This window comes from Dongia sp., from assembly GCF_041905885.1.
GTDB lineage: Bacteria > Pseudomonadota > Alphaproteobacteria > Dongiales > Dongiaceae > Dongia.
Map to the genome: position 1 here is coordinate 13,479 of NZ_JAYRKD010000013.1, position 24,142 is coordinate 37,620.

General features: G+C 67.1%; 23 protein-coding genes. 6 read left to right on the top strand and 17 right to left on the bottom strand.

Annotated features, from left to right (window positions below; translation table 11 throughout):
* Positions 1–55: 55 nt before the first annotated feature.
* On the top strand, positions 56–1,444 hold the full coding sequence (locus ACH2CY_RS14535; protein WP_395019999.1) for a transglutaminase-like cysteine peptidase: 1,389 nt from the start codon (positions 56–58) through the stop codon (positions 1,442–1,444).
* Positions 1,445–1,457: 13 nt separating this feature from the next.
* Here the strand turns inward: ACH2CY_RS14535 and ACH2CY_RS14540 are convergent, their stop codons facing one another.
* From ACH2CY_RS14540 to serS, 4 genes are all read right to left on the bottom strand, one after another.
* On the bottom strand, positions 1,458–2,615 hold the full coding sequence (locus ACH2CY_RS14540) for a peptidoglycan DD-metalloendopeptidase family protein (protein WP_395020000.1): 1,158 nt from the start codon (positions 2,613–2,615) through the stop codon (positions 1,458–1,460).
* A gap of 187 nt (positions 2,616–2,802) precedes the next feature.
* Positions 2,803–3,480: a protein-L-isoaspartate(D-aspartate) O-methyltransferase gene (locus ACH2CY_RS14545; RefSeq protein WP_395020001.1), complete on the bottom strand. Its 678-nt coding sequence runs from the start codon at positions 3,478–3,480 to the stop codon at positions 2,803–2,805.
* A 10-nt stretch (positions 3,481–3,490) separates the two neighbouring features.
* The gene (gene surE, locus ACH2CY_RS14550; protein WP_395020002.1) at positions 3,491–4,423 is read right to left on the bottom strand and encodes a 5'/3'-nucleotidase SurE; all 933 of its coding nucleotides are present in this window, start codon (positions 4,421–4,423) and stop codon (positions 3,491–3,493) included.
* Positions 4,416–5,690 carry a serine--tRNA ligase gene (gene serS, locus ACH2CY_RS14555; RefSeq protein ID WP_395020003.1) on the bottom strand — a complete coding sequence of 425 codons (1,275 nt, stop codon included), beginning with the start codon at positions 5,688–5,690 and terminating at the stop codon, positions 4,416–4,418. The genes surE and serS overlap by 8 nt, the downstream gene beginning before the upstream one ends.
* A 159-nt stretch (positions 5,691–5,849) precedes the next feature.
* Here serS and ACH2CY_RS14560 point away from each other — a divergent pair, with 159 nt between their 5' ends.
* Complete coding sequence (locus ACH2CY_RS14560; RefSeq protein ID WP_395020004.1) at positions 5,850–7,358, top strand: pyruvate kinase; 1,509 nt, start codon at positions 5,850–5,852, stop codon at positions 7,356–7,358.
* Between the two features lie 46 nt (positions 7,359–7,404).
* On the opposite strand, the gene ACH2CY_RS14565 is transcribed toward ACH2CY_RS14560, so the two are convergent.
* The 6 genes from ACH2CY_RS14565 to ACH2CY_RS14590 all read right to left on the bottom strand — a co-directional run bounded on the left by ACH2CY_RS14565 (position 7,405) and on the right by ACH2CY_RS14590 (position 13,958).
* Positions 7,405–9,093 carry a methyl-accepting chemotaxis protein gene (locus ACH2CY_RS14565; RefSeq protein WP_395020005.1) on the bottom strand — a complete coding sequence of 563 codons (1,689 nt, stop codon included), beginning with the start codon at positions 9,091–9,093 and terminating at the stop codon, positions 7,405–7,407.
* A 335-nt stretch (positions 9,094–9,428) separates the two neighbouring features.
* On the bottom strand, positions 9,429–10,229 hold the full coding sequence (gene tatC, locus ACH2CY_RS14570; protein ID WP_395020006.1) for a twin-arginine translocase subunit TatC: 801 nt from the start codon (positions 10,227–10,229) through the stop codon (positions 9,429–9,431).
* A 3-nt stretch (positions 10,230–10,232) separates the two neighbouring features.
* Complete coding sequence (gene tatB, locus ACH2CY_RS14575) at positions 10,233–10,724, bottom strand: Sec-independent protein translocase protein TatB (RefSeq protein ID WP_395020007.1); 492 nt, start codon at positions 10,722–10,724, stop codon at positions 10,233–10,235.
* Between the two features lie 61 nt (positions 10,725–10,785).
* Entirely contained in the window at positions 10,786–10,992 is a 207-nt protein-coding gene (locus tag ACH2CY_RS14580; protein ID WP_395020008.1) for a twin-arginine translocase TatA/TatE family subunit, read from the bottom strand.
* 159 nt (positions 10,993–11,151) lie between these two features.
* Positions 11,152–12,252: an ABC transporter ATP-binding protein gene (locus tag ACH2CY_RS14585; RefSeq protein ID WP_395020009.1), complete on the bottom strand. Its 1,101-nt coding sequence runs from the start codon at positions 12,250–12,252 to the stop codon at positions 11,152–11,154.
* The gene (locus tag ACH2CY_RS14590) at positions 12,249–13,958 is read right to left on the bottom strand and encodes an ABC transporter permease (RefSeq protein ID WP_395020010.1); all 1,710 of its coding nucleotides are present in this window, start codon (positions 13,956–13,958) and stop codon (positions 12,249–12,251) included. Before ACH2CY_RS14590 ends, ACH2CY_RS14585 begins: the two co-directional genes overlap by 4 nt.
* 212 nt (positions 13,959–14,170) lie before the next feature.
* Here ACH2CY_RS14590 and ACH2CY_RS14595 point away from each other — a divergent pair, with 212 nt between their 5' ends.
* Complete coding sequence (locus tag ACH2CY_RS14595) at positions 14,171–14,539, top strand: endonuclease domain-containing protein (protein WP_395020011.1); 369 nt, start codon at positions 14,171–14,173, stop codon at positions 14,537–14,539.
* Between the two features lie 89 nt (positions 14,540–14,628).
* Here the strand turns inward: ACH2CY_RS14595 and ACH2CY_RS14600 are convergent, their stop codons facing one another.
* The 7 genes from ACH2CY_RS14600 to ACH2CY_RS14630 form a co-directional block, all read right to left on the bottom strand.
* Positions 14,629–15,507, bottom strand: a complete 879-nt coding sequence (locus ACH2CY_RS14600) for a phytanoyl-CoA dioxygenase family protein (protein WP_395020012.1) — start codon at positions 15,505–15,507, stop codon at positions 14,629–14,631.
* Between the two features lie 123 nt (positions 15,508–15,630).
* The gene (scpB, locus tag ACH2CY_RS14605; protein WP_395020013.1) at positions 15,631–16,632 is read right to left on the bottom strand and encodes an SMC-Scp complex subunit ScpB; all 1,002 of its coding nucleotides are present in this window, start codon (positions 16,630–16,632) and stop codon (positions 15,631–15,633) included.
* Positions 16,633–16,635: 3 nt separating this feature from the next.
* The gene (locus ACH2CY_RS14610) at positions 16,636–17,550 is read right to left on the bottom strand and encodes a segregation and condensation protein A (RefSeq protein WP_395020014.1); all 915 of its coding nucleotides are present in this window, start codon (positions 17,548–17,550) and stop codon (positions 16,636–16,638) included.
* Positions 17,551–17,552: 2 nt separating this feature from the next.
* Positions 17,553–18,257 (bottom strand): site-2 protease family protein, encoded by a 705-nt coding sequence (locus ACH2CY_RS14615; RefSeq protein ID WP_395020015.1) that lies wholly within the window; start codon positions 18,255–18,257, stop codon positions 17,553–17,555.
* 8 nt (positions 18,258–18,265) lie between these two features.
* Complete coding sequence (gene nagZ / locus ACH2CY_RS14620; protein ID WP_395020016.1) at positions 18,266–19,270, bottom strand: beta-N-acetylhexosaminidase; 1,005 nt, start codon at positions 19,268–19,270, stop codon at positions 18,266–18,268.
* A gap of 87 nt (positions 19,271–19,357) precedes the next feature.
* Complete coding sequence (locus ACH2CY_RS14625; protein WP_395020017.1) at positions 19,358–20,785, bottom strand: SPOR domain-containing protein; 1,428 nt, start codon at positions 20,783–20,785, stop codon at positions 19,358–19,360.
* A gap of 252 nt (positions 20,786–21,037) precedes the next feature.
* The gene (locus tag ACH2CY_RS14630) at positions 21,038–22,222 is read right to left on the bottom strand and encodes a deoxyguanosinetriphosphate triphosphohydrolase (protein ID WP_395020124.1); all 1,185 of its coding nucleotides are present in this window, start codon (positions 22,220–22,222) and stop codon (positions 21,038–21,040) included.
* A gap of 104 nt (positions 22,223–22,326) precedes the next feature.
* Between ACH2CY_RS14630 and ACH2CY_RS14635 the strand changes: the two genes are divergently transcribed.
* The 3 genes from ACH2CY_RS14635 to xth all read left to right on the top strand — a co-directional run bounded on the left by ACH2CY_RS14635 (position 22,327) and on the right by xth (position 24,038).
* Positions 22,327–22,737, top strand: a complete 411-nt coding sequence (locus tag ACH2CY_RS14635; protein WP_395020018.1) for a GFA family protein — start codon at positions 22,327–22,329, stop codon at positions 22,735–22,737.
* Positions 22,738–22,835: 98 nt separating this feature from the next.
* Positions 22,836–23,192: an iron-sulfur cluster insertion protein ErpA gene (erpA, locus tag ACH2CY_RS14640; RefSeq protein ID WP_395020019.1), complete on the top strand. Its 357-nt coding sequence runs from the start codon at positions 22,836–22,838 to the stop codon at positions 23,190–23,192.
* Between the two features lie 18 nt (positions 23,193–23,210).
* The gene (xth, locus tag ACH2CY_RS14645; RefSeq protein WP_395020021.1) at positions 23,211–24,038 is read left to right on the top strand and encodes an exodeoxyribonuclease III; all 828 of its coding nucleotides are present in this window, start codon (positions 23,211–23,213) and stop codon (positions 24,036–24,038) included.
* Positions 24,039–24,142 lie beyond the last annotated feature (104 nt).

Sequence of the window (24,142 nt, forward strand, 5' to 3'; positions counted from 1 at the left end):
TGCAGTGCGCTTCGCTCCGCCTATACTCCAGCCGGGGACTGGGCTCGGGGAGATTATGGCGAATTCAATCAGATACAACCGCATCGCGGCCTGCTTCGGGCTTGTTCTCGGCGCCCTCTTGGCTTTCGCCGCGCCGGCCGACGCCGTTCCGACCAGCCAGTTCCCGGTCTATGCGATCGACGATTATCCGTTCCCGAAAGCGCCGGCGTTGATGCGCTGGCGTTCGGTGCAACAGCGCGAAGCGGAATTGATGGCGCGCGCCAACCCGGACGACTGCAAGGCCGGCGAGCCGCGCCTCGCCTGCGCCGCCAAGGAAGCGCTGCTGCTGGAAGAGAAGCTCCAGGACCTATCGCCGGTCGAGCAGGTCGAGGCGGTCTATGCCTATTTCAACGCGGTGAAGTGGAAGGAGCACGCGCCGGATTGCGGCGTCGATTGCTGGAAGACGCGGCTCGACTTCCTCGCCGATCGCGAAGGCGATTGCGGCGACCACGCGCTGGCCGAGTATTTCACCCTGAAACGGCTCGGCTTCAAGGAGCGCGACCTGCAGTTGATCGTCGCCCAGCTGCCCGGCTTCGCCGACAGCTTCAAGGGCGGCCATGTCGTGCTCCGGGTCCGCGCCGAGGGCGAATATTTCATTCTCGACAACCGCCGCAGCGATCTCGCCGATCTCTCGGGCTTGGGCAAATACAAGGTGCTGGCCGGCGTCAACGCCGACAGTGTGCAGATCTACAACCTGGTGACCCCGACCCCGCCGCCGGGCTACGTCGCCGATGCGACGCAAGTCGCGGCGCTGATCACCTCGCCGGGCGCGGCGCAACAGCCGATCGAAGACGTGCAGGTCGCGGAAGCGACGCCGGAGACCTTCGCGACCCAGTCGCAGCCGATCCTGGTGGCTTCGGCTGCGCCGGCGGAAGCCGAGCCCGCGGCTTCGCCCGCCTCCGCTTCGGCGACTTTCGAGGATGATTCCGACATGGCCTGCATGCAGTCGGCCAACCTCGCCGACTGGAACCCCTTCCTGCCCTGCACGCCGACCAAGCAGATGAAGATCGTGGTGAAGCCGAAGATCATCATCGGCGCCGAGCCGCCGAAATCGCTGGAGCCCGCGCCGATCGTGGTCGCGTCCGTTGCGACGCCGTCAAAGCCGGAGATCGCGGCACCGAAAGCCGTAGAGCCGAAATTCGAGAACCCGAAGATCGTCGCCAAGACCGTGATCGGCGCCGAGCCGCCGGCATCGCAGCCGACCGCGGAGAAGCCGAAGATCGTCGCCAAAACCATCATCGGCGCCGAGCCGCCGAAAGCGGTGGCGCAACCGGTCGCAGAGGCAGAAGAAGCCAACACCTCCGGCGCCTGCATGCAGGGCGCGACGCTGGCCGACTGGAACCCCGACCTGCCTTGCGCAGCGGACGGCAATGCCTCCACGCTGCGGATCGAGAACAAGGACTGACGCTAGAGAAGCCTCACCCGCCGAGGAAGCTCAGCGGGTCGACCGGCTGGGTGCCTTTGCGGATCTCGAAGTGGAGCTGCGGGCCGAACACGGCGCCGGTCTGGCCGACTCTTGCGATGGTCTGGCCGCGCTTCACCTTGTCGCCTTTCTTCACCAGCAGCGACGCGTTGTGCGCATAGGCGGTGACGTAGCCGCCCTCGTGCCGGATCAGGATCATGTTGCCGAAGCCGCGCAGTTCGTTGCCGGCATAGGCGATGGTGCCGTCGGCGGCGGCCACCACCGGCGCGCCGTTGGGCGCGGCGATGTTGATGCCGTCGTTCTTCATCCCGTCCTTGCTCGAGCCGAAGGCGCCGATCACCTTGCCCTGGACCGGCCAGACGAAGGGGCCCTTGCCGGTGCCGGCCGCGGGGCCTGCCGACTTCGCCACCTCGGCCGCTTCAACGGCTGCTTCGGTCTCGGCCTCGATCTGCTCCGGCGTCTTCGCCTTGCTGGGCGCGGTTGCTGTCTGGGTCTTCGCCGGTGCGGCCGGGACAGGAGCCTCCACGGCCTCCTCCACCGGCGCGGTCGGCGTCGGCGGCAGCGGCGCGGCCTTTGTAGTCGTCGTCGGTAGCGGCGCCGCCGGCTTCGGCGGCGTTGCGGTCGGTGCGATAACCGTCGGCGACGGCAGCGGCGTCGAACCGACACTGCCGCCGCTCGAGCCGGTGGTCTTCGACGCGGTCGGCGGCGGCGCATCCAATGGCGCCGACGTCACGGAACCGGTCGGTGCCGGCGGCGGCACGGCGGAAGCGGTCATCGCCGGCAGATTGGAAGATTCGCTCTGGCTCGGGATGTTGAGCGACTGGCCCGGTTTCAGCGTGTAGGGCGGAGTCAGATTGTTGATGGAGACGAGATCGCTCTGGCTCACCCCATAACGCGCGGCGAGATCGGGCAGCGTGTCCTCCGCCTGCACCACGTATTGCGAGCGCTGCTGCAGCGCGAGCCGCATGCCCGGCGCCAGGCCATAGGGCGGCTGCAGGCCGTTCATGTCGATCAGGCTGCGGATCGGCGTGTTGGTGCGCGCGGCGACCACGGCGAGGGTATCGCCCGGCGCCACCACATATTCGCTGCCGCTGACCTTGCCGAAGCTGCTCGGATCGACCGCCGGCCGTGCCGCCACGGCGGGCTCGGCCACCTTCGGCGCGTTCTTCGGCCGCCCACTGGCGTTGCAGGCCGCGAGCGCCAGGCAGATGGCGGAAATCAGGAGTGGCGACGTTATCGAACGCCGTCGCGCTGGAGCTTGGGCAGCGCGGCTGCACGTGCCCCCATCCCGGCCTTCCCCCTGAAGGGGGAAGGAGAAGCGCGGTGTCGCTGCACGATATTCAGCCATGGCCCACCTTGCCCAAGGCGCGGCGTTCCTCTTCCGGCAGCGCGCCGGCGACCAGCGGCACGAAGCGGACGTCGGCCAGGGTCTCGCGCTTCAAGCTGCCGTCGGCGAGCTTGGTCACGCGCTCCAGCACCTGCTCGCCGCGCTCGGCGCCCAAGGGCAGCACCATGATGCCGTCGACCGCGAGCTGCTCGACCAGGGTCTGCGGCATTTCGGCGGCGGCGGCGGTGACGATGATGCGATCGAACGGCGCCTGCTCCTTCCAGCCCTTGGAGCCGTCGGCGCATTTCGAGGTGACGTTGTGGATCCTGAGATGCTTGAACCGTCCCTCGGCCTCGTCGAGCAGCGTCTTCCAGCGCTCGATGGTGTAGACCCGCCGGGCGAGCTTGGAGAGCACCGCGGTCTGGTAGCCTGAGCCGGTGCCGATCTCCAGCACCTTATGGGATTTGGTCACACGCAAGGCCTCGGTCATCATCGCAACGATCTGCGGCTGGCTGATGGTCTGGCCCTGGGCGATCGGCAGGGCCTGGTCCTCGTAAGCCTGATCATGGAAATGCGGCAGAACGAAGGCTTCGCGCGGGATCCGCTCCAGCGCGTTCAGCACGGCGCTGTCGGTGACGCCGGCCCGCCGCAGCCCCATGATCAACCGGATCTTGCGCGCAGCGAGACTCACCGGAACATCCTCACGCGGATTTGCCCTTCTTGCGGCGACGCGGCTTCGTGGCCGGCCGCGACTGCGACGCGGCGCGCGCGCCCGGAAACAATCCCGCCATCCGCTTCAGCATGGCGCCCTGGGTCAAATCGAAATGCAGCGGCGTGATGGCGATGCCGCCGCGGGCGATGACCGCAAGATCGCTGTGCGGGTCTTCCGGATCGTCATTGGTGAAGTCACCGACCCAGAGCACATCGCGGGCGAAGGGATCCTTGCTCTTCACCACCTGCACCTCGGACTTGCGCCGCCCTTGCGCGCCGACCGCGATGCCGGTCACCTGCTCCGGCGGGATCGGCGGGAAGTTGACGTTCATGAGGAGATCGTCCGGCCATTCCAACGCGACGAGCTTGCGCACGATGTCAGCGCCGAACTTCTCGGCGGTCTTCCAGTGCAGGGTCTCGCCCATCCGCACCTGGCTCATGGCGATGGCCGGGATGCCCAGCATCGAGGCCTCCATCGCCGCGGCGACGGTGCCGGAATAGAGCACGTCCTCGCCCAAGTTGGCGCCGCGGTTAACGCCGGAGAGCACGAGATCGGGCCGCTCGCCGGTGACCAGATGGTTGACCGCCAGCAGCACGCAGTCGGTCGGCGTGCCGGAGGTCGCAAAGCGCTTCGGCCCGAGCTTGTGGATCTGCAACGGCCGGCGCAGGGTCAGTGCGTGGCTGGCGCCGCTGTGCTCGCTTTCCGGCGTCACCACCCAGACGTCGTTGCTCAAAGACCGCGCGATCTTCTCCAGGACCTTCAGGCCCGGCGCGTGGATGCCGTCATCATTGGTGACCAGGATGCGCGCGTTCCGCAAATCCGCCGGCGGCGACTTCACCTTGGCGCTGGTCGGCGCCGACATCGGCTTCTCGGACTTCTTGTTGCGCAGCGCGATGTGTCTTTTTTCGGCGGGCTTACTCACGGGCGATCTTCTCCCGACCTTGCATATAGGGGCGGAGGGCTTCGGGAATGGCGATCGACCCGTCCTCCTGCTGGTAGTTCTCCATGACCGCGATCAGCGCCCGGCCCACCGCCACGCCCGACCCGTTCAGGGTGTGCACGAAGCGGGTGCCCTTCTCGCCGGGCTTGCGGCAGCGCGCCTTCATCCGCCGCGCCTGGAACTCGCCGCAATTGGAGCAGCTCGAGATCTCGCGATAGGCACCCTGCCCCGGCAGCCAGACCTCGATGTCGTAGGTCTTCTGCGCGGCAAAGCCCATGTCGCCGGTGCTCAAGCAGATAACCCGGTAGGGGAGACCCAGTTTCTGCAGCACTTTCTCGGCCGAGCCGGTCATGCGCTGGTGCTCGGCCTCGGAATGGTCGGGATGCGCGATCGAGACCAGCTCCACCTTCATGAACTGGTGCTGGCGGATCATGCCCCGGGTGTCCTTGCCCGCGGCGCCCGCCTCGGAGCGGAAACACGGCGTCAACGCGGTGAAGCGCCAGGGCAGCTTGTCCTCGTCGATGATCTCGTCGGCGGCGAGATTGGTCAGCGGCACTTCCGAGGTCGGGATGAGATAGAGGCCCTGCTCGGTCTTGAACAGGTCCTCCTCGAACTTCGGCAGCTGGCCGGTTCCATAGAGCGCCGCGTCGCGCACCAGGAAGGGCGGCGCCATTTCGGTGTAACCCGATTCCGTGGTGTGAAGGTCGAGCATGAACAAGGCGAGCGCACGCTCGAGCCGCGCCAGAGCGCCCTTCAGCACCACGAAGCGCGCGCCGGAGAGCTTGGCCGCGCCCTCGAAATCCATCAGCCCCAATTCCTCGCCCAGCTCGAAATGCTGCTTCGGCTTGAAGGCGAAGTTCTTCACATTGCCGACGGTGCGCTCGACCCGGTTGAAACTCTCATCCGCGCCGTCCGGCACGTCGCCCGCCGGCAGGTTCGGCTGGGCCGCCAGCAGCGCGTCGAGCTCGGCGCCCAGCGCCTGATCCTCGGCCTCGGCGGCGGCGATCCCGTCTTTCAGCGCCGCGACCTCGGCCATCACCGCGGAGGCGTCGCCGCCCTTGGCCTTCACCTGGCCGATCTGGCGCGAGAGGTCGTTGCGCCGGGCCTGGGATTCCTGGAAGCGGGTCTGCGCAGCCCGGCGCTTCTGGTCGAGTTCCAGCACCTGCGCCGAGAGCGGCGCCAGTCCACGCCGCGCGCGACCCTGGTCGAAGGCCGCCGGATTGTCCCTAATCCACTTCAGATCAAACATTTAGCCCTGGCATTTCCTGCATCCCGAATCGGCCGCCGAGTCTAGCAGGGCCGGGCCGCTCATGCAGCAACGACCCCGCGTCACCCGGCCGCAGGCCTTCACGGCTTTGGATTGACGGGTGTCATCCCGGCGTCACCGCCGGCGGCCTAAGCTTTGGCCATGAACTCACCGGTCAATGCCACACCCCGCGCGCGCCAGCCCGAACCAACCGGCGCCCTTTTTGACGAAGTCCTGGCGCTGCGCGCCGAGGTCGTCGCCGGCGCCGCGCCCTGGATGCAGCGCTTCGGCCGGGATGCCGGCGCGCCGCAGCCGGCGCTGGCCAACCTCGCGCATTATCTCGCCTTCCGGCGCCATGACCGGCGCGGCCTGCAGAGGCAGTTGATGTGGCGCGGGATCTCGTCGCTGGGCCGACTGGAGAGCCGGGTGCTGCCGACCCTGGACGCGGTGATCGTGGCGCTGGCTGCGATGGCCGGGCGCCCTTGCCCGATCATCCCGCCCGAAGAGCACGACTTCTTCGACGGCGAGACCCGGCTGCGCGCCGCCACCGACAGGCTGTTCGGCCCGCCGCCCGAAGGCCGCCGCGAGCGGATCATGGTGACCCTGCCCTCGACCGCCGCGGGCGATCCCGATTTCATCCTGGACCTCGCGAAGCGCGGCATGGATGTCGCCCGCATCAACTGCGCCCATGACGATCCCGAGGCCTGGCGCGCCATGACGGCGCATATCCGCAAGGCCGGCGAAACCATCGGCCGGCGGATCGCGATCCTGATGGACATTGCCGGGCCGAAGATCCGCACCGAAGCGGTGCTGCAGCTGGACAAGAAGGCGAAGCTGGCCGCAGGCGACGCACTCCGCCTGGTCGCCAGTGGGGCGCCGCGGGTGACCGCGGAGGTGCCTTACGCCGCCGCCGTCTCGCTGCCGGAACTGGTGACCCGGCTCTCGGTCGGCGACCGCTTCCGCTATGACGACGGCAAGCTCGAAGGCGAGGTCGAGAGCCTCGGCGACCGCGAGGCGGTGATCCGGATCACCCGCGCCAAGGGAAGCGGCGTCAAGCTGAAGCCCGAGAAGGGCATCAACCTGCCGGATACCGCGCTCGGCCTTTCGCCGCTGACCGCCAAGGACCATGACGACCTCGCGACCGTGGCGGAATGCGCCGACATGATCGGCTATTCCTTCGTCAGCCAGCCGGAGGACATCGATCTGCTGGAAGGCTTCCTGGTCGAGCATTGCGCCGACCGCCCGGCGGAATTCCCGCTGGGCCTGGTGGCGAAGATCGAGCGACCGGAAGCGGTGAAGAATCTGCCCGACCTGATCGCTCGCGCCAGTTCCAGCCGTCCGTTCGGTGTGATGATCGCGCGCGGCGACCTTGCCGCCGAGATCGGCTTCGAGCGGCTGGCGGAGATGCAGGAAGAGATTCTCTGGATCTGCGAAGCCGCCGGCGTGCCGGCGATCTGGGCGACGCAGGTGCTGGAAGACCTGGTGAAGACCGGCATTCCGTCGCGCGGCGAGATGACCGATGCGGCGATGGCCGCCCGCGCCGAATGCGTGATGCTGAACAAGGGCGCCGCCATCGGTACCGCCGTCGAGCTGCTCGACGGCCTGCTGCAGCGCATGGATACCCATGTCTTCAAGAAGACGCCCACTTTGCGGGCGCTGAAGAGCTGGTAGCGCAGAGGGCGCGCCGGGTCGAAACCCGACGCGCCGCTCCGGTTGCCTAGGCTGCGCGAACGGTGCGCAGGAACTCCTCGACCTGGGCCTTGAGCATCTCGCCGTTGCGCGAAAGCTCGCCAGCCGACTGCAGCACCTCGCCGGCGGCGCTGCCGGTCTGCTGGGCCGCACTGGTCACGCCACCGATGTTGGACGAGACTTCCTGCGTCCCCTGCGCCGCCTGCTGGACGTTGCGGGAAATCTCCTGGGTGGCGGCACCCTGCTCCTCGACGGCGGAAGCAATGGTGGTCGAGATCTCGCTCACCCGGCCGATAGTCTTGGTGATGCTCTCGATCGCATCCGCGGAGCTCGCGGTCGCATCCTGGATGGCACGGACCTGGGCGGCGATCTCCTCGGTGGCCCGGGCGGTCTGGGTCGCCAAGGTCTTCACTTCCGAAGCAACCACCGCAAAGCCCTTGCCGGCCTCGCCGGCGCGCGCGGCTTCGATAGTCGCGTTCAAGGCCAGCAGGTTGGTCTGGCCGGCGATGTCATTGATCAGGCGCACCACTTCGCCGATCTTCTGCGCCGCATCGGACAGGCCTTTCACCTTGCTGTTGGTGTCGTTGGCCTGGTGAACGGCCTCGCTGACGATCCTGGTGGACTCGTTCACCTGGCTGGTGATCTCGCCGATCGAGGCGGAAAGCTCCTCGGTCGCCGAAGCCACGGTCTGCACGTTCTGCGTGGTCTGCTCCGAAGCCGCCGCCACCGCGGTCGACTGGCGCGAGGTCTCGTCGGCGGTCGAGGACATCGACTTCGCGGTCGCCTGCATCTCGGTCGCGGCCGCGGTCACGCCGTTGACCACGCTGCCGACCGAGCTCTCGAAGCGATCGGCGAGGTCCAGCATGGACTGACGGCGCTCGGCCTCGTTGCGGGCCTTGGCCGTTTCCTGCTCGCTGCGCAGGCGCTCGGTCTCGATCATGTTGTCCTTGAAGAACTGCACCGCCTCGGCCATGGCGCCGACTTCGTCCTTGCGGCCGCGGGCGGGGATCTCGACCCCGGTGTCGCCCTTGGCCAGGGTATTCATGGCGGCGGTCATCCGCGCGGTCGGCCGCGCGATGCCGCGGGTCAGCGCGAAGGCCACGACGATCGAAATCAGGATCGACGCGACGGCGCCGATCAGCGTGGCGAGGAAGGTCGTGTCGATCGCATTATCCTGGTCTTCGCCGCGGGTGACGAGCAGCCCCGACTCGGCGTCTTTCATCTCGTTGGCCTTGGCGCGCAGGCCGTCCATCGAGGCCTTGCCGGCGCCGCTCGCCTCGAGCTTGCGCGCTGCGTCATGCGTATCGGCAACGCCCATCAGGGCGATTTCCTTCTCCGCGACGTCGGTCTGCCAGGTGCGGGCGAGCTTCAGGATCGCGTCCAGCCGCGCCTGCTGCTCGGCATTGTCCGAAGTCTCGTGCTTCAGCTTCTCGAACGACGCGTCGAACTGCTTCTTGCCGTTGTTGTAGGGCTCCAGGAAGCCGGTATCGCCGGAAACGAGATAGCCGCGCACGCCGGTCTCCTGGTTCACCATGGCGCCGACCATCGTGTCGATCTCACCGAGGACGACGTAGGTATGCGTGGTCCAGCCGATGCTCTTCTGCACGAAGGCGACCTGGCTGTAGATGATCGTGCTGACCACGGCGGTCAGCACAACCAGCACGGCGAAGCTGGCCGCCAGCTTGCGGCCGATCTTGAGGTTGGTGAAAAATGACATTTTAAGTCCCAAAAGGAGGTTCATGGCCGGTGCTCCGCAGCGCGCTTGCACGCCGGCTTGCGAAGCGGCGTGACGCTAGCCGCGGCTTGTTAAGAAGGTGTTGAAGAATGCACTTTGCATGCACGGATGTGCGCCGCGCATAGCTCGGATCGCAGAGCGATATATCTACCCCGCGCCGCTGTAGATTCGCTTTCTGCCGAAGCGACTTAGCGAAGCGCACCATCGGCCGCGCGCTTCGCTCGCCGCGACCGACCGGCATCGACTACGTAAAACTGCTCAGCGATTCGGATGCGTGGAATGATCTGCGTCAAGGAAGGCGCCGCGCGGCCGCGCACTTACGAAGCCGGCGTGACCTCGGTGCCGCCCTCGGTCGCGGCGGCGGCCTCTTCCTCGGCGCGTTTCTTCTCGACACCCTTGGCCAGCCAGATCGAGATCTCGTAGAGGCCGATCATCGGCACCGCGAGCGAGATCATGCTGATCGCGTCGGGCGGTGTGAAGATCGCCGCCACCACGGTCACGATGATGATCGCATAGCGCCGCTTGTCGCGCAGGCCCTGCGAGGAGACGATGCCGACCTTGGCCAGCAGGGTCAGGATCACCGGCAGCTCGAAGCAGAGGCCGAAGGCGAAGACCAGCTTCATGACCAGATCGATGTATTCGCCGATCTTCGGCATGAGCTCGATGTTGGCGTATTGCTGATAGCCGACGAAGAAGTGCAGCGCCATCGGCAGCAGCACGAAATAGAGGAAGGTGGCGCCGACCGCGAACATGATCGGCGTCGCGATCAGGAACGGCACCAGCGCCATCCGCTCGTTCTTGTAGAGGCCGGGCGCCAGGAACTTGTAGATCTGCGCCGCGATCAACGGGAAGGTAATGCAGAGCGCCGCGAAGGCGCCGATCTTCACCTGGGTGAAGAAGGGCTCGATCAGGCTGGTGTAGATGACCGGACAGGGCTTGCCCTGGGCGATGCAGGCGCGTTCCAGCGGCGCGGTGATGACGTCGAGCACCGGCTTCCAGAAGTAGAAGCAGACCACGAAGGCGATGATGAATCCGGCGAAAGAATAGAGCAGCCGGGTGCGGAGCTCCGTCAGGTGCTCCATCAGCGGCATTTTCACATCGTCTTCGGCGCCGGACACGGGTCAGGTCTTCTCTTTGGTCAACGTATCGGGGGCCAGGGCTTCGGGCGCCGGGGTCACATCCGGATCGGAACTCACCGGCGCGACCGGCTGGGCGGCGGCGATCTCCACCGCGTCATCCTCGCCGGATTCTATCGCGGGGGTCGCCGCGGGCGCGATCTCGACCGACTTGGTTTCCGTACGAGCCGGGCCGGTCGGGTCGACCTCGCTCAACGCGGTCTTCACCTCGCCGGTCGGGTCGACCGCCTTCTCGATCGCGTTCTTGATCTGGTTCTTGTTGAGCGACTGGACTTCCTGGAGCTTCTTGCGCGCATCCTCGAGGTCCGCCTCGCGGATGATCTCGTTGACGCCGCTCTGGAACTCGCCCGCCAGCTTGCGGGCGTTCTTCATCAATCCGCTCATGGTGCGGAGCGCGTTGGGCAGCTCTTTCGGCCCAAGCACGACCAGCGCCACGACGGCGATGATCCCCATTTCGCCCCAGCTGAGGTCGAACATACGCGCTCACGTCCCCTAATCAGACGGCCCCGGCGGTCTCCCCCCGGGGCAAGGATCAGGGTCAGCCCCGTTCGATCGTCTCGGTCGGCTTCCGGTCGGCGGAGGCCGTCGGAGGGACGTCGTCCTTGTCGTTCTTCAGGCCCTTCTTGAAGGCGTTAATGCCCTGCGCGAAGTCGCCCATGATGTTGGAAATCTTGCCGCGCCCACCGAACAGCACCAGCACGACGGCCAGCACGATCAGAAGATGCCAGATACTAAAGCTGCCCATAACGGCGCCTCTCCCTCGAACCAAAAAGTCGGGCGGACTATGGCAAAATCGCCCCCGCCCTGCAATGAATCCCTGGAGCCGAAAGACCGCGGGATTTTCTTATGTTACGCCATACTTAGGCGTTCGGACGCGGTTCCGCCAGTCTCCCAGTGCCGGCTTTTAACCGGGGCCGAAGACGAAGGCCTGGGCGGGGTCCAGTGAAAGCCCGACTTTGGCCCCGACCTCCGGGGCGAAGGCGCCGCCGGTCCGCACCTGAAGGTCCAGGGCCGGGCCGCCTGCCGGGGTCGCAAGGACCCGCAGCAGCCGCGCCACGCCGATGAAGCGGACCTCGGTCACGGTGGCGGGCAGGATCGCCCGCCCCGCCGCCCCATTCAGGTTGCCGTTGGCGGGCACGCAATCCAGGCATTCCGGGCGGAACAGCACCTTGACCCGGCTGCCCGCGGTCCAGCCGGAGGCGGGGATCGGCCCCAGCGGCGTGGCCACCGCGCCATCCTGAACGATGCCTTCCAACTCGTTGATATTGGAAAAGAACTTGGCCGCGAACTCGCTGTTCGGCCGGGCATAGACCTCGGCCGGGGGGCCGGACTGGATGAGCCTTCCTGCCTGCATCAGGTAGATCCGGTCGGCCATGAACATGGCCTCCTCCGGGTCATGGGTGACCAGCAGGGTCGCCGCCCCGCTCCGCTTGAGGACGCGCAGGGTGTCGTCGCGGATCTGCTCGCGCAGCCGCGCGTCGAGACCGGAGAATGGCTCGTCCAGCAGCATGACCGAGGGTCGCGGCGCCAGCGCCCGGGCCAGGGCGACCCGCTGCTGCTGCCCACCGGAGAGCGCATGCGGATAGGCGCCGAGATAGGCGCCCATGCCGACCTGGCTCAGCGCTTCCTGGACCCGCTGGCTGCGCTGGTCGTCGGCGAGGCCCGACAGGCCGAACGCGACGTTGCGGGCGACGGTGAGGTGCGGGAACAGCGCGAAATCCTGGAACACCAGGCCGACATTGCGCCGCTCCGGCGGCTCGCTGATCCGGCTCTCGCCCTCGGCAATCGTCTCGCCGCGCAGCTTGATGCGGCCCTTCTGCAGCGGCTCGAGCCCGGCGGCGAGGCGCAGCACGGTCGACTTGCCGCAGCCCGACGGCCCCAGCAGGCAGACGATCTCACCCGCGCCGACGCCGAGGCTGAAGCTGGAGACGACTTCGGTCTGGCCGTCGTAGGAATGGCCGACGCCTTCCAGGCCGAGGATGATCTCGCTCAGTCCTTCACTCACGGCACGGCCCCTTCGACCGCGCCGCCGGTTCCGGGCCGCGAGCGGCCGATCGCGCGCGACAGCAAGATCACCGGCAGGACGCCGACCACGACGATCGCCAGAGCCGGCCCCGCGGCTTCCGCCAGCCGCTCGTCGGAAGCGAGGTTGTAGGTCACCACCGCGAGCGTGTCGAAATTGAACGGGCGCAAGACCAGCGTCGCCGGCAGCTCCTTCAACACATCGACGAAGACCAGGATGCCGGCGGTGAGCAGGCTGCCGCGCATGATCGGCAGATGCACGTTCCAGAGCGTGCTGCCGGGGCCGCGCCCGAGGCTGCGCGCCGCGTGGTCCATGCTGCGGGTGATCTTGCCGAGGCTGGCCTCGACCGCGTTCAGGCTGCCGGTGAGAAACCGCACCAGATAGGCGAAGGTGACCGCGACCAGGGTGCCGCTCAAGATCAGCCCCGGCGCGACGCCGAGCGTCGCCTTGGCCCAGCGGTTGATCTCATGGTCCAGCGCCGCGAAGGGCAGCAGCACGCCGATCGCCAGCACCGTGCCGGGGATCGCGTAACCCATGCCGGCGATCCGCACCGCGAGGCTGGTCGCCGGCGTCGCGTGCAGCCGCAGCGCATAGGCCAGGAAGACCGCGACCGCGACACCCAGCAGGCCGGCGATGCCGGCCATGATGAAGCTGTTGCGGATCAGCAGCAGGAAGGACGGACGCCACCAGAATTCGGGATGGTTCAGGGCCCAGCCCAGCAGCACCGCCGCCGGGGCCACGAAGCCGAGCAGCAGCGGCAGCGAGCAGCCGGCGATCGCGCCGAGCTTCAGCCAGCCCTGCAGGTGATAGCGCGGCAGCGGCCGGTAGCGCGAAGAGGTATGCGCGAAGCTCTTGCGCCCGCGCGACCAGCGCTCGAAGCCGAACACGACGAAGACGAAGATCAGCAGCAGGGCGGCGAGCTGCGACGCGGCCTCGGGGTCGCCCATGCCGCGCCAGACCCGGTAGATGCCGGTCGCCATGGTATCGACGCCGAAATACTGCACCGTGCCGAAATCGTTCAAGGACTCCATCACCGCCAAAGCGGCGCCGGCCGCGAGCGCCGGCCGTGCCAGCGGCAGCGCCACGCGGAAGAAGCCCTTGGTCGGCGAGCAGCCCAGCGTGCGCGAGACTTCGAGCACGCAGGCCGATTGCTCCAGGAAGGCGGCGCGGGCCAGCAGATAGACATAGGGGTAGAGCACCAGCACCAGCATCAGCGCGGCGCCGGGCAGGTTGCGGACCTCGGGGATCCAATGCAGGCCGTCGGGCATGCCGAGCAGATCCCGGAGCGCGGTCTGCACCGGCCCCGCATAGTCCAGCAGGCCGACATAGGTGTAGGCGACGACATAGGCCGGCATGGCCATCGGCAGCAGCAAGGCCCATTCGAAGAACTTGCGCCCGGGGAAGACGCAGAGCGTCACCATCCAGGCGGCGGGCACGCCGACGATGAGGACGCCGATGCCGACCAGCAGCATCATCAGCGCGGAATTGGCGACATAGGACCCGAGCACCGTCTCGTAGAGATGCACCCAGATCTCGCCCTTGGGCAGGAAGACATGGGAGAAGACGGTGACCACCGGCGCCGCGACGCAGGCGGCGACGATCCAGGCGGCAATGGTCCAGCCGCTCGGGCGGCTAAACCCGCGCCGCAGCTTCGGCACCTGGATTGGAGATTGAACGGCGTCGGCCAAGACTGTCTGCCCTCAGAGATCCCACCTCGGGATTCTCAACGGCGCAGCCTATTGCGACCTATTCTGAATTGCAAACAGGCACTTAGCCGCAGGCTGAGTCGCCGCATCTTCCCCTTCCCCCTTCAGGGGGAAGGCCGGGATGGGGGGACGTGCAGCCGGAGCGCATTGGATCCAGCGCCGGTTGCGCCGTTTGATTTCAGTTACAATCAGTCATGGCGAAAGAGTATCGCACTGACGCCCCGACCCTAAAACGCGCCCGCGACCTGCGCCGCGAAATGACCGAGGCCGAGAAGAAGCTTTGGCATCACATCCGCGCGGACCAGTTGGAGGGAAACCGTTTCCGGAGGCAGGTGCCTGAGAAGCCGTACATCCTGGATTTCTGCTGCCTGAAGAAGAGGCTGGTGATCGAGGTCGATGGCGGGCAGCACGCTGACAATAACGCCGATGTCCAGCGTACCCGGTGGCTTGAGCGCAAGGGCTATCAGGTACTGCGGTTCTGGAACAATGAAGTCCTCAGCAACATCGAGGGTGTGCTTGCGGTGATCGCTGAGAAACTGCGGTCGATGCCGAACCGCTTCTGAGACCCGGCGCTGGATTTAGGGCAGCGCGGCTGCAACGGCCCCCATCCCTACCTTCCCCCTGAAGGGGGAAGGGGCAAGAGGCGCCGCGGTCAATTCCACCAGCCTGCCGCGCCGGCGCGGCCGGCGGATTTGCGGGGCGCGGCCATCGTCTGCTCGGGCTCGACGTCCATCAGGAAGCGGTGGGCGGGCGAAAGGCGCTGGTAAAGCTCCTTCGTCAAGTAATCGCGCTGCACCAGCTGCTGCGGCAGATCGCGGCGGGTGTAGGTCAGGTGCAACACCCGGCGGCGGGCGCCGCTCTTGTTCGTGGTGCCGGCATGCCAGAGCGAGGAGTTGAGGATCGCGACCGAGCCCGCCGGCGCGGTCACGTAGATCTCGCCGGGATAGGGCTTGGAGAAATCCTGCGGCACCAGCTTCTGCTCTTCGGTTGAAAGCGGCGTCGGGGTCCAGTCGCCGATGTTGACGTAGGGGATGTTGATCGGCGCGCGCAGATGCGAGCCCGGCACCAGCCGGGTCGGGCCGTTCTCCAGCGTCATGTCGTCGAACAGCAGGATGCCGTTCGCCACCCACCAGTCGTCCGGGAAGTATTTCGGCACGTCGCAATGCAGGTCCTGGTGCCCCTGCCCCTTCAGGGGATCGCGCAGGTTGGCGCCGTGGATCTTGAACTCGCCGAGCAGATGCGCGGCCGCGGCCAGCAGCGGCTTGCATTCGAGGCAGCGGTCGTAGGCCGCGGTCTTGTTGAAGATGTTGGAGACCCGGGGCGCGCCGGGCTCGACATGGACCTCATGGCCGCCCTGGTCGCGCTCGACCGCATGCAGGCGGTCGAATTCCTCGGCCATCTCGCGGCATTCCGCCTTGGAATAGACGCCCTCGACCAGGAAATAGCCCTGCTCGTCGAGCGCCCGGCGCTGCGCGTCGGAGAGCTCGGAGCCGTCGAGCCCGATCTCGCGCAGGGCCTGCTTGGTGTACATCGGCATTGCTCCGGATCTGCCTTCTTCGAAAGGCTAATCCGGCGGGATCGCGCCGTGCAAGCATCCGACGCGGGTTGAGGTTATTTCGATCGAAATGGCCGCCGGCGGGGCCAAGCCAGCGCCCTACTCGCCTTTCTCGGCGACTTTCTTGTCGTTGGACGAATCTTCGTCGGTCTCTTCGGACTCTTCGACCTCTAGGGCATCGTCGTCGTCGTCGTCATCGTCATCATCGTCGTCATCGTCATCGCCGTAGTCTTCGTCATCGCCGGCGTCGGCTTCAGGTTGCTCGCGCTCGACCTCGGCGGATTCATCGACCGGCTCCTCGCGCTCGACCGCCGCAACCGCATCGCGGGGCCCCTGCTCGCCGGGCTCCCCATGTCGCTCCAGCAGCGCGCTCTCGTAATCGTCGTCGGCGGCTTCTTCGCCCTCGCCTTCGGCGACCGGTTCGCCGTGCAACTCTTCGGCGGCCGCCCGCTCGTCTTCGTCTTCCTCAGGCGGCACGCCGCGGCCATCGGCCGAGGCCTGGGTCGCGAGGGTCGAGATGCCGGCGCGCGCATCGAGCAGGCCGGCGGCGCGCAGCTCCTCGACGCCCGGCAAGGCAGCGGTGTTCTCGAGGCCGAAATGCTCCAGGAAGGCGCTGGTGGTCGCCCAGGTCACCGGGCGGCCGGGAGTCTCGCGGCGGCCGGCCGGCTTGATCCAGCCGATCTCCAGCAGCAGGTCGAGGGTGCCCTTGGAGATGATGACGCCGCGGATCTCTTCGATCTCGGCGCGGGTCACCGGCTGGTGATAGGCGATGATCGCCAGGGTCTCGATGCCGGCGCGGCTGAGCTTCTTGTTGACCTTGCGCTCGATCGACAGCATCGCCGCCAGATCGGGCGCGGTGCGGAAGGCCCAGCGGTCCTCGATCTTGGTGAGGTTGACGCCACGGTTGGAATAGCTCTCGGCCAGTTCCGACAGCAGGCCCGGCAGATCGGCGCCCTTGGGCAGGCGCGCTTTCAGCACCTTCTCGTTGATCGGCTCGGTCGTGGCGAACAGTAGGGCCTCGAGCAGGCGCAGCAGCTGGAAGCGATCGTCGCCGACGTTCACTTCGCTGACATTGTCTTCCGTGACGATATCTTCACTCATGACTTAACCCTGTTGCAGGTCGGGTGCCGGTGCCGGCGCAATATCGTCTTGTCGATTGGCGCGCCGCAGGTAGATCGGCGCGAAGGTGCTTTCCTGGCGCAGCTCCACGCGGCCGTTGCGCGCGAGCTCCAGCGAGGCTGCGAAGGTGGCGGCGATCGCCGCGCGACGCTGCAGCGGCGTGTCGAGCCCTTCGGGCAGGAAATTGCGCAGCACGGTCCAGTCGAGCACTTGCCCCAGCATGTCGCCGATCCGGCGCAGGGCATCGTCCATCGAAAAGAGATTGAGCGGCGCGATGCGCAGCATGCCTTCCTTGCGGCGGCCGGGATGCGTGCCATAGGCCTTCAAGAGGTCGAACAGGGTCACGCCCCAGACCGGCACGTCGATGATCTTCGCCGGCTCCGGCTCGCCGCGGGCGAAGAAGTCGATGCCGAATTGCGGCAGCGCCAGCAGCTTCTTGCCCGCCTGCTGCATCGCCTCGAGGCGCTGCAGCTGGAAAGCGAGGGCCGCGGCCAGTTCCGCACCCGAAGGCTCGCCGTCGGCCGGCGGCTCGGGCAGCAGCAGGCGCGATTTCAGGTAGGCGAGCCAGGCCGCCATCACGAGGTAGTCGGCGGCGAGTTCGAGCCGCAGGCGACGCGCGCGCGCGATGAAGGCGAGATACTGGTCGGCCAGCTCAAGGATCGAAATCTTCCTCAAGTCGACCTTCTGGTCGCGCGCCAGGGTCAGCAGCGCGTCGATCGGCCCTTCGAATCCGTCAAGGTCGAGCAGGAGCTCGTCGTCATTGGCGACCTTCGGCGGTGCGTCGTCGAAGCCGTCGCCGCCCTCTGGCCCTTCGGCAGTCGGGGTCTCGGCAGCACCGGTCGGCTCCGACTCGGGCTGCGGAGTCGGTTCCGTTTCGGTGTCCGGATGCCAAGTGGTCATGGTCAGGTCAGCGAGTCTCCGAGGCCGGTCAGATGACCGATCAAAGACCGCACATAATCGGTAGCGGGCCCCAAAATCCAGTGGAATATGTCGATATCCACACCTATTTGCCGGCCCAGCATTGGCAGCAAAAAGATCAATCCGATCAAGATGAACATGCCATATCGCTCGGTCCGCTGATAAGCGATGGCGAGATGGCGCGGCAGGATCGCCGCCAGGACTCGGCCGCCATCCAGCGGCAGGAGCGGCAGCATGTTGAAGATTGCCAGCACGACGTTGATCGCGACCGAGTAGTAGAGCGCCGAGACCGCCCATTCGGAGAACCAGTCCGGCGTCAGCGTCGCGACATGGATCAGCAGGGCCGAGACGACGGCCAGGATGAGGTTGCTGCCCGGCCCGGCCGCCGCGACCAGGATCATGTCCCGGCGGTAGTTGCGGAAGTAGCGGGCGTTGACCGGCACCGGCTTGGCGTAACCGAACAGAAAACCGGTCGTGTAGAACAGCAGCAAGGGCAGCAGAACGGTGCCGAAAGGATCGATGTGCTTCAGCGGGTTGAAGGTGACCCGGCCCTGGGCATAGGCGGTGTTGTCGCCGCACTGCTTGGCGACAAAGCCATGCGCGGCCTCATGGAAAGTGATGGCGATCAAGACGGGCAGTGCCAGGATCGAAATGGCCAGCAAGGTCTGTTGGATATCGCCGCCGCCCATTTGCTTCCTTAGGCCATCAATCCGGCCAGTTCGTCGGCCAGCTCCTCCGTGTCGAAATCCGGTTCCCGGTTGACCCGCTGGCGTCCGCGTTCATATCGGAGCGCAGCGGCAGAAGACAAGGGGCCGCAGCCTGAGGCCACCAGCCGCATCTCCTCCAGATTGCCGTTGCAATGCAGGGCGATGTCGCAGCCGGCGGCGATCAGATCGGCCGCCAGGCGGTCCAGGCTGCCCTTCAGGGCCTTCATGGACATGTCATCGGAGATGAGCAGCCCGCCGAAGCCGATCTCGCCGCGGATCACCTCGTTGATCACCCGGGGCGAGAGCGTCGCCGGCCGCTCCGAGTCGATCGCCTTGTAGACGAGATGCGCGGTAATCCCCCAGGGCAGGTCGTTCAACTTGCGGAACGGGACGAAATCGCTGTCCACCAGGTCGTCGAAATCGGCCTCGATGGTCGGGAGATCGAGATGGCTGTCGACCGTGGCGCGACCATGCCCCGGCATATGCTTGATCACCGGGATGACGCCGCCCGCCAGCAGTCCTTCAGCCGCCGCGCGGCCGAGATCGGCGACGAGGTGCGGATCGGCGGCGAAGGCGCGATCGCCGATCGCGTTGGTGGTCTCGGGGCGCTTGAGATCGAGGCAAGGTGTGCAATCGACGTTGATGCCGATCGCCCGCAGCTCGGCGGCGAGCAGCTCGTGGTTGATGCGCACCGCCTGCGCGGCGCGGGCGCGGTCGATCTGCGCCAGCTCGCCGAAGCGCGCCGCGGCGGGCATCGCGCGCCAATGCGGTGGCTTCAACCGGGCCACGCGCCCGCCTTCCTGATCGATCAGGATCGGCGCGTCGTCCCGGCCGATGGACTCGCGAAGATCACCGGTGAGACGGCGCATCTGGTCCGGGTCGGCGCAATTGCGCGCGAACAGGATGAAGCCAAGCGGATCCACCTCGCGGTAGAAGGCGCGCTCATCGGCGGTGATCTCGGTTCCCGCGCAGCCGAAGATGACGGCGGATGTCATTGGCATGCACCGGGCGCTGGATCTTGAGCGCTACGGCTGCATGCCCCCCTCCCACCTCCCCCCTGAAGGGGGGAGGAGAAGGCAGAGTTACTTCGCAACAATGCAGTCCTGCTTCTGCGCCTTCAGCTGGGTGCAGAGGTCCTTCGCCTGCGCCTTGGTGAGCGGACCGGCCTGGATGCGGTAGAGCTTCGAGCCGTTCTTATCGACCGCCTGGACATTGAGGGTCAGGCCGCCGAGCAGCGCGGGATGCGCCTTTTGCAGCTTGGCCCATTCCGACTGGGCCAAGGCTTCGGACTTCACCGCGGCAAGCTGGATGCGCGCAGCGCCACCAGCGGTCGGGGCGACGCTCGGCGCGGCCGGCGCCACCGGCGCAGCGGCGGTCTGGGTCGGCTCCGCCTTCGGCGCCGGCGCAGGCTCGGGCGCCTTGGCGGTGCTGGTGGCGGCCGCGGCAGCCGTGGGCTCGGCCGGTTTCTCGGCGGTGGTGGCCGGGGCCGGTGCCGGTTCAGCCGGTGCCGGCGCCGCCTGCTGGGTCTCGGCCTCGGAGACGACCGGGGCCGGCGCGGCGGCGGTCTGGCCGGGTTCCGGCGCGGAGACGCTGGGGATCGCCGGTGCGTCCACGCTCGGCACGGCATCGGTGGCCGCGGGCGGCGTCGGCTCGGCCGGCTTCGGCGCATCGGTGATGACGGGAGCCTGCGACGCGGCATTGGCCTCGTCGGTGGTTTCGGTCATCGGCGGGGAGACCGGCTGCTCCGGCGGCGGCGTGATGGCCGGCTGCTCGTCGGTGGTGGCCTGCCCGTTCAGGATCTCGACATTCTGGTTCGGCACCTGCATGCCGCCTTCGTCGTCCGGCTTCACCTTCTCCGGTGAGGTGTCGGCGGCGATCACCGGCACCGGGCCTTCCGGCGTCCGGTGGCTGGAGACCCAGGCCCAAGCGGCGCCGCCGGCGATCACCACGATCGCCGCCAGCACCATCAGGCGATTGCGCATGCGGCGGCCGCGGCCGTTGACCTCGTCCTCGGCCTCGAAGCTGCCCAGCGGCGGCGGCGGGGCCGGCGGCACTTCCATGCCGGTCAGGAGATCGGGCTGGCTGTCGGGCTTCGCTTCGCTCGCATTCAACATCGCCGCCGCGGCGGCGCGATCGGTGGTGAGGCTGGGGTCGGCGCGCAGCCGGCCGAAGAGATCGGGCTTCGCCCCTTCCACCGGCGCGGGAGCCGCGTCGTTGCTGGGCGCGCTGTTGCTGTTGCCGGCCGACATCGCGTTGAGGATCGGCTCGAACGGCCTGACTGCACCGGAAGTCTCGGGCGTGCGCACCGGACCGGCAGGCAGCGGCGCCAGGGCGACGGGTTCCGGCATCGGCTCTGGCGGCACGGGTTCGGCGCCGACTTTCGGCAAGGGGATCGGGGTCGGGCTGGCGACCGGACTCGACGCGGCGCCGAGCTCGCCCCGGAGGCGGCTCAAGGCGGCGGCGACGTTGGCCTGAATCTGTTCGGACTTCGGTGCTTCTGCTGCACTCATGGCTAACCCCTTTTGGGTTGTTCCTCCGGACCGGCGCGCGCCGTCACGCGTCTCGGCGGTCCCCACTGCCGGCAATGCCCAGGGCGACTCGGGCCCCAGCCTGTGGATAATGAATCAGTTGGGCTTCGAGTCGGTCAAGCCGATGCCGGAACTTTGCCGAATAATCGACGGATTCTCCTTAGCTTTTTAGAGTCCAAGAATGTGGCAGTAATGCGGCGGATCGAGCGGGGCCGGGCCGGGCGTCCGTCTCCGCTATTTTGCCGCCGACTCGGTGTTCGCCAGCCGGTCCGCCGTTTCGAAGGCGAAGTTGTCGGTCATGCCGGCGATGTAGTCCGCGACCACCCGCGCGGTCTTGCCATCGCCCGGCGCGCCGATCTCCGCCTGCCAGTCATCCGGCAGCAAGCTCGGATCGGCGAGATGGCGGTCGAAGAGATCGGCGACCACCAGCTTCGCCTGCTCGGTCATCTTCGTCACGCGCGCGTGACGGTACATATGCGCGAAGAGAAAGCGCTTCAGGCCGATGTCGTTCTGGCGCATCGCTTCCGAGAAGACGGCGAGCGGATGGCCGAGGGCGCGCACTTGCTCCGGCGCGTTGACCTTCGCCGCGGCAATGCGGCGGCGGGTTTCGGCGATCACGTCTTCGACCATCTCGCCGATCATGCGGCGCACGGTCTCGTGCATCGCGCGGTCCTCGTCGAGGCCGGGATGGTCGCGGCGCACCGCGGCGACGATCGGCCCCGCCAGCGGCACGTCGGCGAGATCCTGCAGGCTGAACAGACCGGCGCGCAGGCCGTCGTCGATATCGTGGTTGTTGTAGGCGATGTCGTCGGAGACCGCGGCGACCTGGGCTTCCAGGCTGGCGAACTCGCCGAGCTCCAGGTCCCAGCGCGCGGAGAATTCGGCGATGCTGCGCGGAACGGGCCGTGCCTTCGCCTTGGCACTCGCCGCGGGTCCCGTGAGCGGCCCGTTATGCTTGACGATGCCTTCCAGCGCTTCCCAGGTGAGGTTGAGGCCGTCGAAGGCGGGGTAGCGGCGCTCCAGCCGGGTCAGCACGCGGAACGTCTGTTCGTTGTGATCGAAGCCGCCGAAGGGCTGCATGCAGAGATCGAGCGCCTCTTCTCCCGCGTGTCCAAAGGGCGGATGGCCGAGATCATGGGCGAGCGAAAGCGCCTCGGCGAGATCCTCGTCGAGGCCGAGGCTGCGCGCGATCGAGCGGGCGATCTGCGCCACTTCCAGGCTGTGAGTGAGGCGCGTCCGGTAGTGGTCGCCTTCATGCTGCACGAAGACCTGGGTCTTGTGCTTCAGCCGGCGAAAGGCGGTGGCGTGGATGATGCGGTCGCGGTCGCGCTGGAACGGCGTCCGCGTTCCGCTCGGCGGCTCGGGGATCAGCCGGCCGCGCGATTGCGCGGGGTCGCAGGCATAGGGGGCGCGAGTCATGTCCTGCTTATAGCCTTCTCCCACTCCATTTTCCCCTTCCCCGATCTCGGGGAGGCGAATCTTTGACGGTTGCGTGCTGTCCCTACCGGTGCAAACTGGCGCTCATGAGCACACCCGACACCACCGGCCATTGCCTCTGCGGGCGCGTGAAGTATCGCGCGACCGGGGAGCCGATCTTCCGCTGCTATTGCCATTGCGAGAGTTGCCGACGGGCGACAGGGTCGCCGGTCACCGCCTATGCCGGCTATCCGACCACGAATTTCGCCTTCGAGGGGGAGCCCGCGCGCTACGAGAGCTCGCCCGGCGTCACCCGGACCTTCTGCGCCCATTGCGGCACGCCCCTGACCTATGAGGCGCTGGACCGGCCGGGCGAGATCCACCTGCTGGTCGGCAGCGCCGATGACCAGGACGCTGCCCATCTCGCCCCGGAGCGCCATGTCTTTGAAAATGAGCGGATTTCCTGGGTGAACCTGACCGACGGCCTGCCCCGAAAATCGGCGGCGACCGGGGATTGAGCCCGCAGCCCGCGCAACCCCGCTAGTCCTTGTGGCGGTTTGACTTTCCGTCCTCCGTCCCTAGATAATAAGGAAGGTTAACCCGTGCGGATTCCGCGATGAACGAGATGTCCCCGAGCCCCGATCGTAAAGTGGGCCTGACCGAGAGCGCCGCCAAGCGCATCGGCGAGCTGATCGCCCTGGAGGGCGATGCTTCGCTCATGCTGCGCCTGACCGTCTCCGGGGGCGGCTGCTCGGGATTCCAGTACGGCTTCTCCTTCGACAACGCGACCCAGGCGGACGACCACCTGTTCGAGCGCAACGGCGTGAAAATGGTGATCGACGATACCTCGCTCGATCTGCTGGCCGGCGCCGAGGTGGATTTCGTCGAGGACCTGGTCGGCTCCTCCTTCCAGGTCAAGAATCCGAACGCCACATCGTCCTGTGGCTGCGGGAGTTCGTTCGCGGTCGCTTAACAGCACTACACGAGTTCGATGGCGTCGGTTGAGGGCTCCGGCAACGTGATCAAGATCGCCAGCTTCAACGTGAATTCCCTGCGCGCCCGCATTGGGAATGTTCTCACATGGCTGCGCAGCGCCAAGCCGGATGTCGCGCTGCTGCAGGAGATCAAGTGCCTCGACACCGACCTGCCCAAGCTGGAGATCGAGGACCTCGGCTATAACTTCGAGGCGGTCGGGCAGAAGAGCTATAACGGCGTCGCCATTCTCTCGAAGCATCCGTTCATGGTGGAAGAGCGGCGCCTGCCCGGCGGTGAGGGCGACGACCATGCGCGCTACATCGAGGCGGTGATCGACGTCGCCGAGGGCAAGCGGCACAAGGCGTTGCGCGTCGCCTCGATCTACCTGCCGAACGGCAATCCGGTCGATACCGACAAGTTCTCCTACAAGCTCCAATGGCTGGAGCGGCTGAACGATCACGCGCAGCAGCTGCTCGACCTGGAGGAGCCGCTGGTGCTGGGCGGCGACTACAACGTGGCGCCGACCGACGACGACGTCTACGACCCCGCCGCCTGGGCCAACGACGCGCTCTGCCGGCCGGAAAGCCGCGCCGGGTATTTCCGTTTGCTCAATCTCGGCTATGTCGACGCCTTCCGCGCGCTGCACGGCGCCGAGGCGCATCGCTATACGTTCTGGGACTATCAGGCCGGGCGCTGGCAGCGCGACGAAGGCCTCAGGATCGATCACCTGCTGCTCTCGCCGCAGGCCGCGGATTCACTCGACGAATGCGACATCGACAAGACGCCACGGAACGGCGACAAGCCCAGCGATCACACGCCGATCTGGTGCTCGCTGGATCTTTGACGGCGTTCTCGCCGGCGACAGATCGCCGGGTCAAGCCCGGCGATGACGGTTCAGAGAAGCGTCATGCGCGGACTTGATCCGCGCATCTCGTTCAGAATCGCTCC

Excerpts from the sequence above, each read along its gene's own strand:
- ACH2CY_RS14535 (WP_395019999.1), top strand. The coding sequence starts at position 56 with ATGGCGAATTCAATCAGATACAACCGCATCGCGGCCTGCTTCGGGCTT.
- serS (WP_395020003.1), bottom strand. The coding sequence starts at position 5,690 with ATGTTTGATCTGAAGTGGATTAGGGACAATCCGGCGGCCTTCGACCAG.
- ACH2CY_RS14560 (WP_395020004.1), top strand. The coding sequence starts at position 5,850 with ATGAACTCACCGGTCAATGCCACACCCCGCGCGCGCCAGCCCGAACCA.
- ACH2CY_RS14565 (WP_395020005.1), bottom strand. The coding sequence starts at position 9,093 with ATGTCATTTTTCACCAACCTCAAGATCGGCCGCAAGCTGGCGGCCAGC.
- tatB (WP_395020007.1), bottom strand. The coding sequence starts at position 10,724 with ATGTTCGACCTCAGCTGGGGCGAAATGGGGATCATCGCCGTCGTGGCG.
- ACH2CY_RS14580 (WP_395020008.1), bottom strand. The coding sequence starts at position 10,992 with ATGGGCAGCTTTAGTATCTGGCATCTTCTGATCGTGCTGGCCGTCGTG.
- ACH2CY_RS14595 (WP_395020011.1), top strand. The coding sequence starts at position 14,171 with ATGGCGAAAGAGTATCGCACTGACGCCCCGACCCTAAAACGCGCCCGC.
- ACH2CY_RS14600 (WP_395020012.1), bottom strand. The coding sequence starts at position 15,507 with ATGTACACCAAGCAGGCCCTGCGCGAGATCGGGCTCGACGGCTCCGAG.
- scpB (WP_395020013.1), bottom strand. The coding sequence starts at position 16,632 with ATGAGTGAAGATATCGTCACGGAAGACAATGTCAGCGAAGTGAACGTC.
- ACH2CY_RS14610 (WP_395020014.1), bottom strand. The coding sequence starts at position 17,550 with ATGACCACTTGGCATCCGGACACCGAAACGGAACCGACTCCGCAGCCC.
- ACH2CY_RS14615 (WP_395020015.1), bottom strand. The coding sequence starts at position 18,257 with ATGGGCGGCGGCGATATCCAACAGACCTTGCTGGCCATTTCGATCCTG.
- nagZ (WP_395020016.1), bottom strand. The coding sequence starts at position 19,270 with ATGACATCCGCCGTCATCTTCGGCTGCGCGGGAACCGAGATCACCGCC.
- ACH2CY_RS14625 (WP_395020017.1), bottom strand. The coding sequence starts at position 20,785 with ATGAGTGCAGCAGAAGCACCGAAGTCCGAACAGATTCAGGCCAACGTC.
- ACH2CY_RS14630 (WP_395020124.1), bottom strand. The coding sequence starts at position 22,222 with ATGACTCGCGCCCCCTATGCCTGCGACCCCGCGCAATCGCGCGGCCGG.
- ACH2CY_RS14635 (WP_395020018.1), top strand. The coding sequence starts at position 22,327 with ATGAGCACACCCGACACCACCGGCCATTGCCTCTGCGGGCGCGTGAAG.
- erpA (WP_395020019.1), top strand. The coding sequence starts at position 22,836 with ATGAACGAGATGTCCCCGAGCCCCGATCGTAAAGTGGGCCTGACCGAG.
- xth (WP_395020021.1), top strand. The coding sequence starts at position 23,211 with ATGGCGTCGGTTGAGGGCTCCGGCAACGTGATCAAGATCGCCAGCTTC.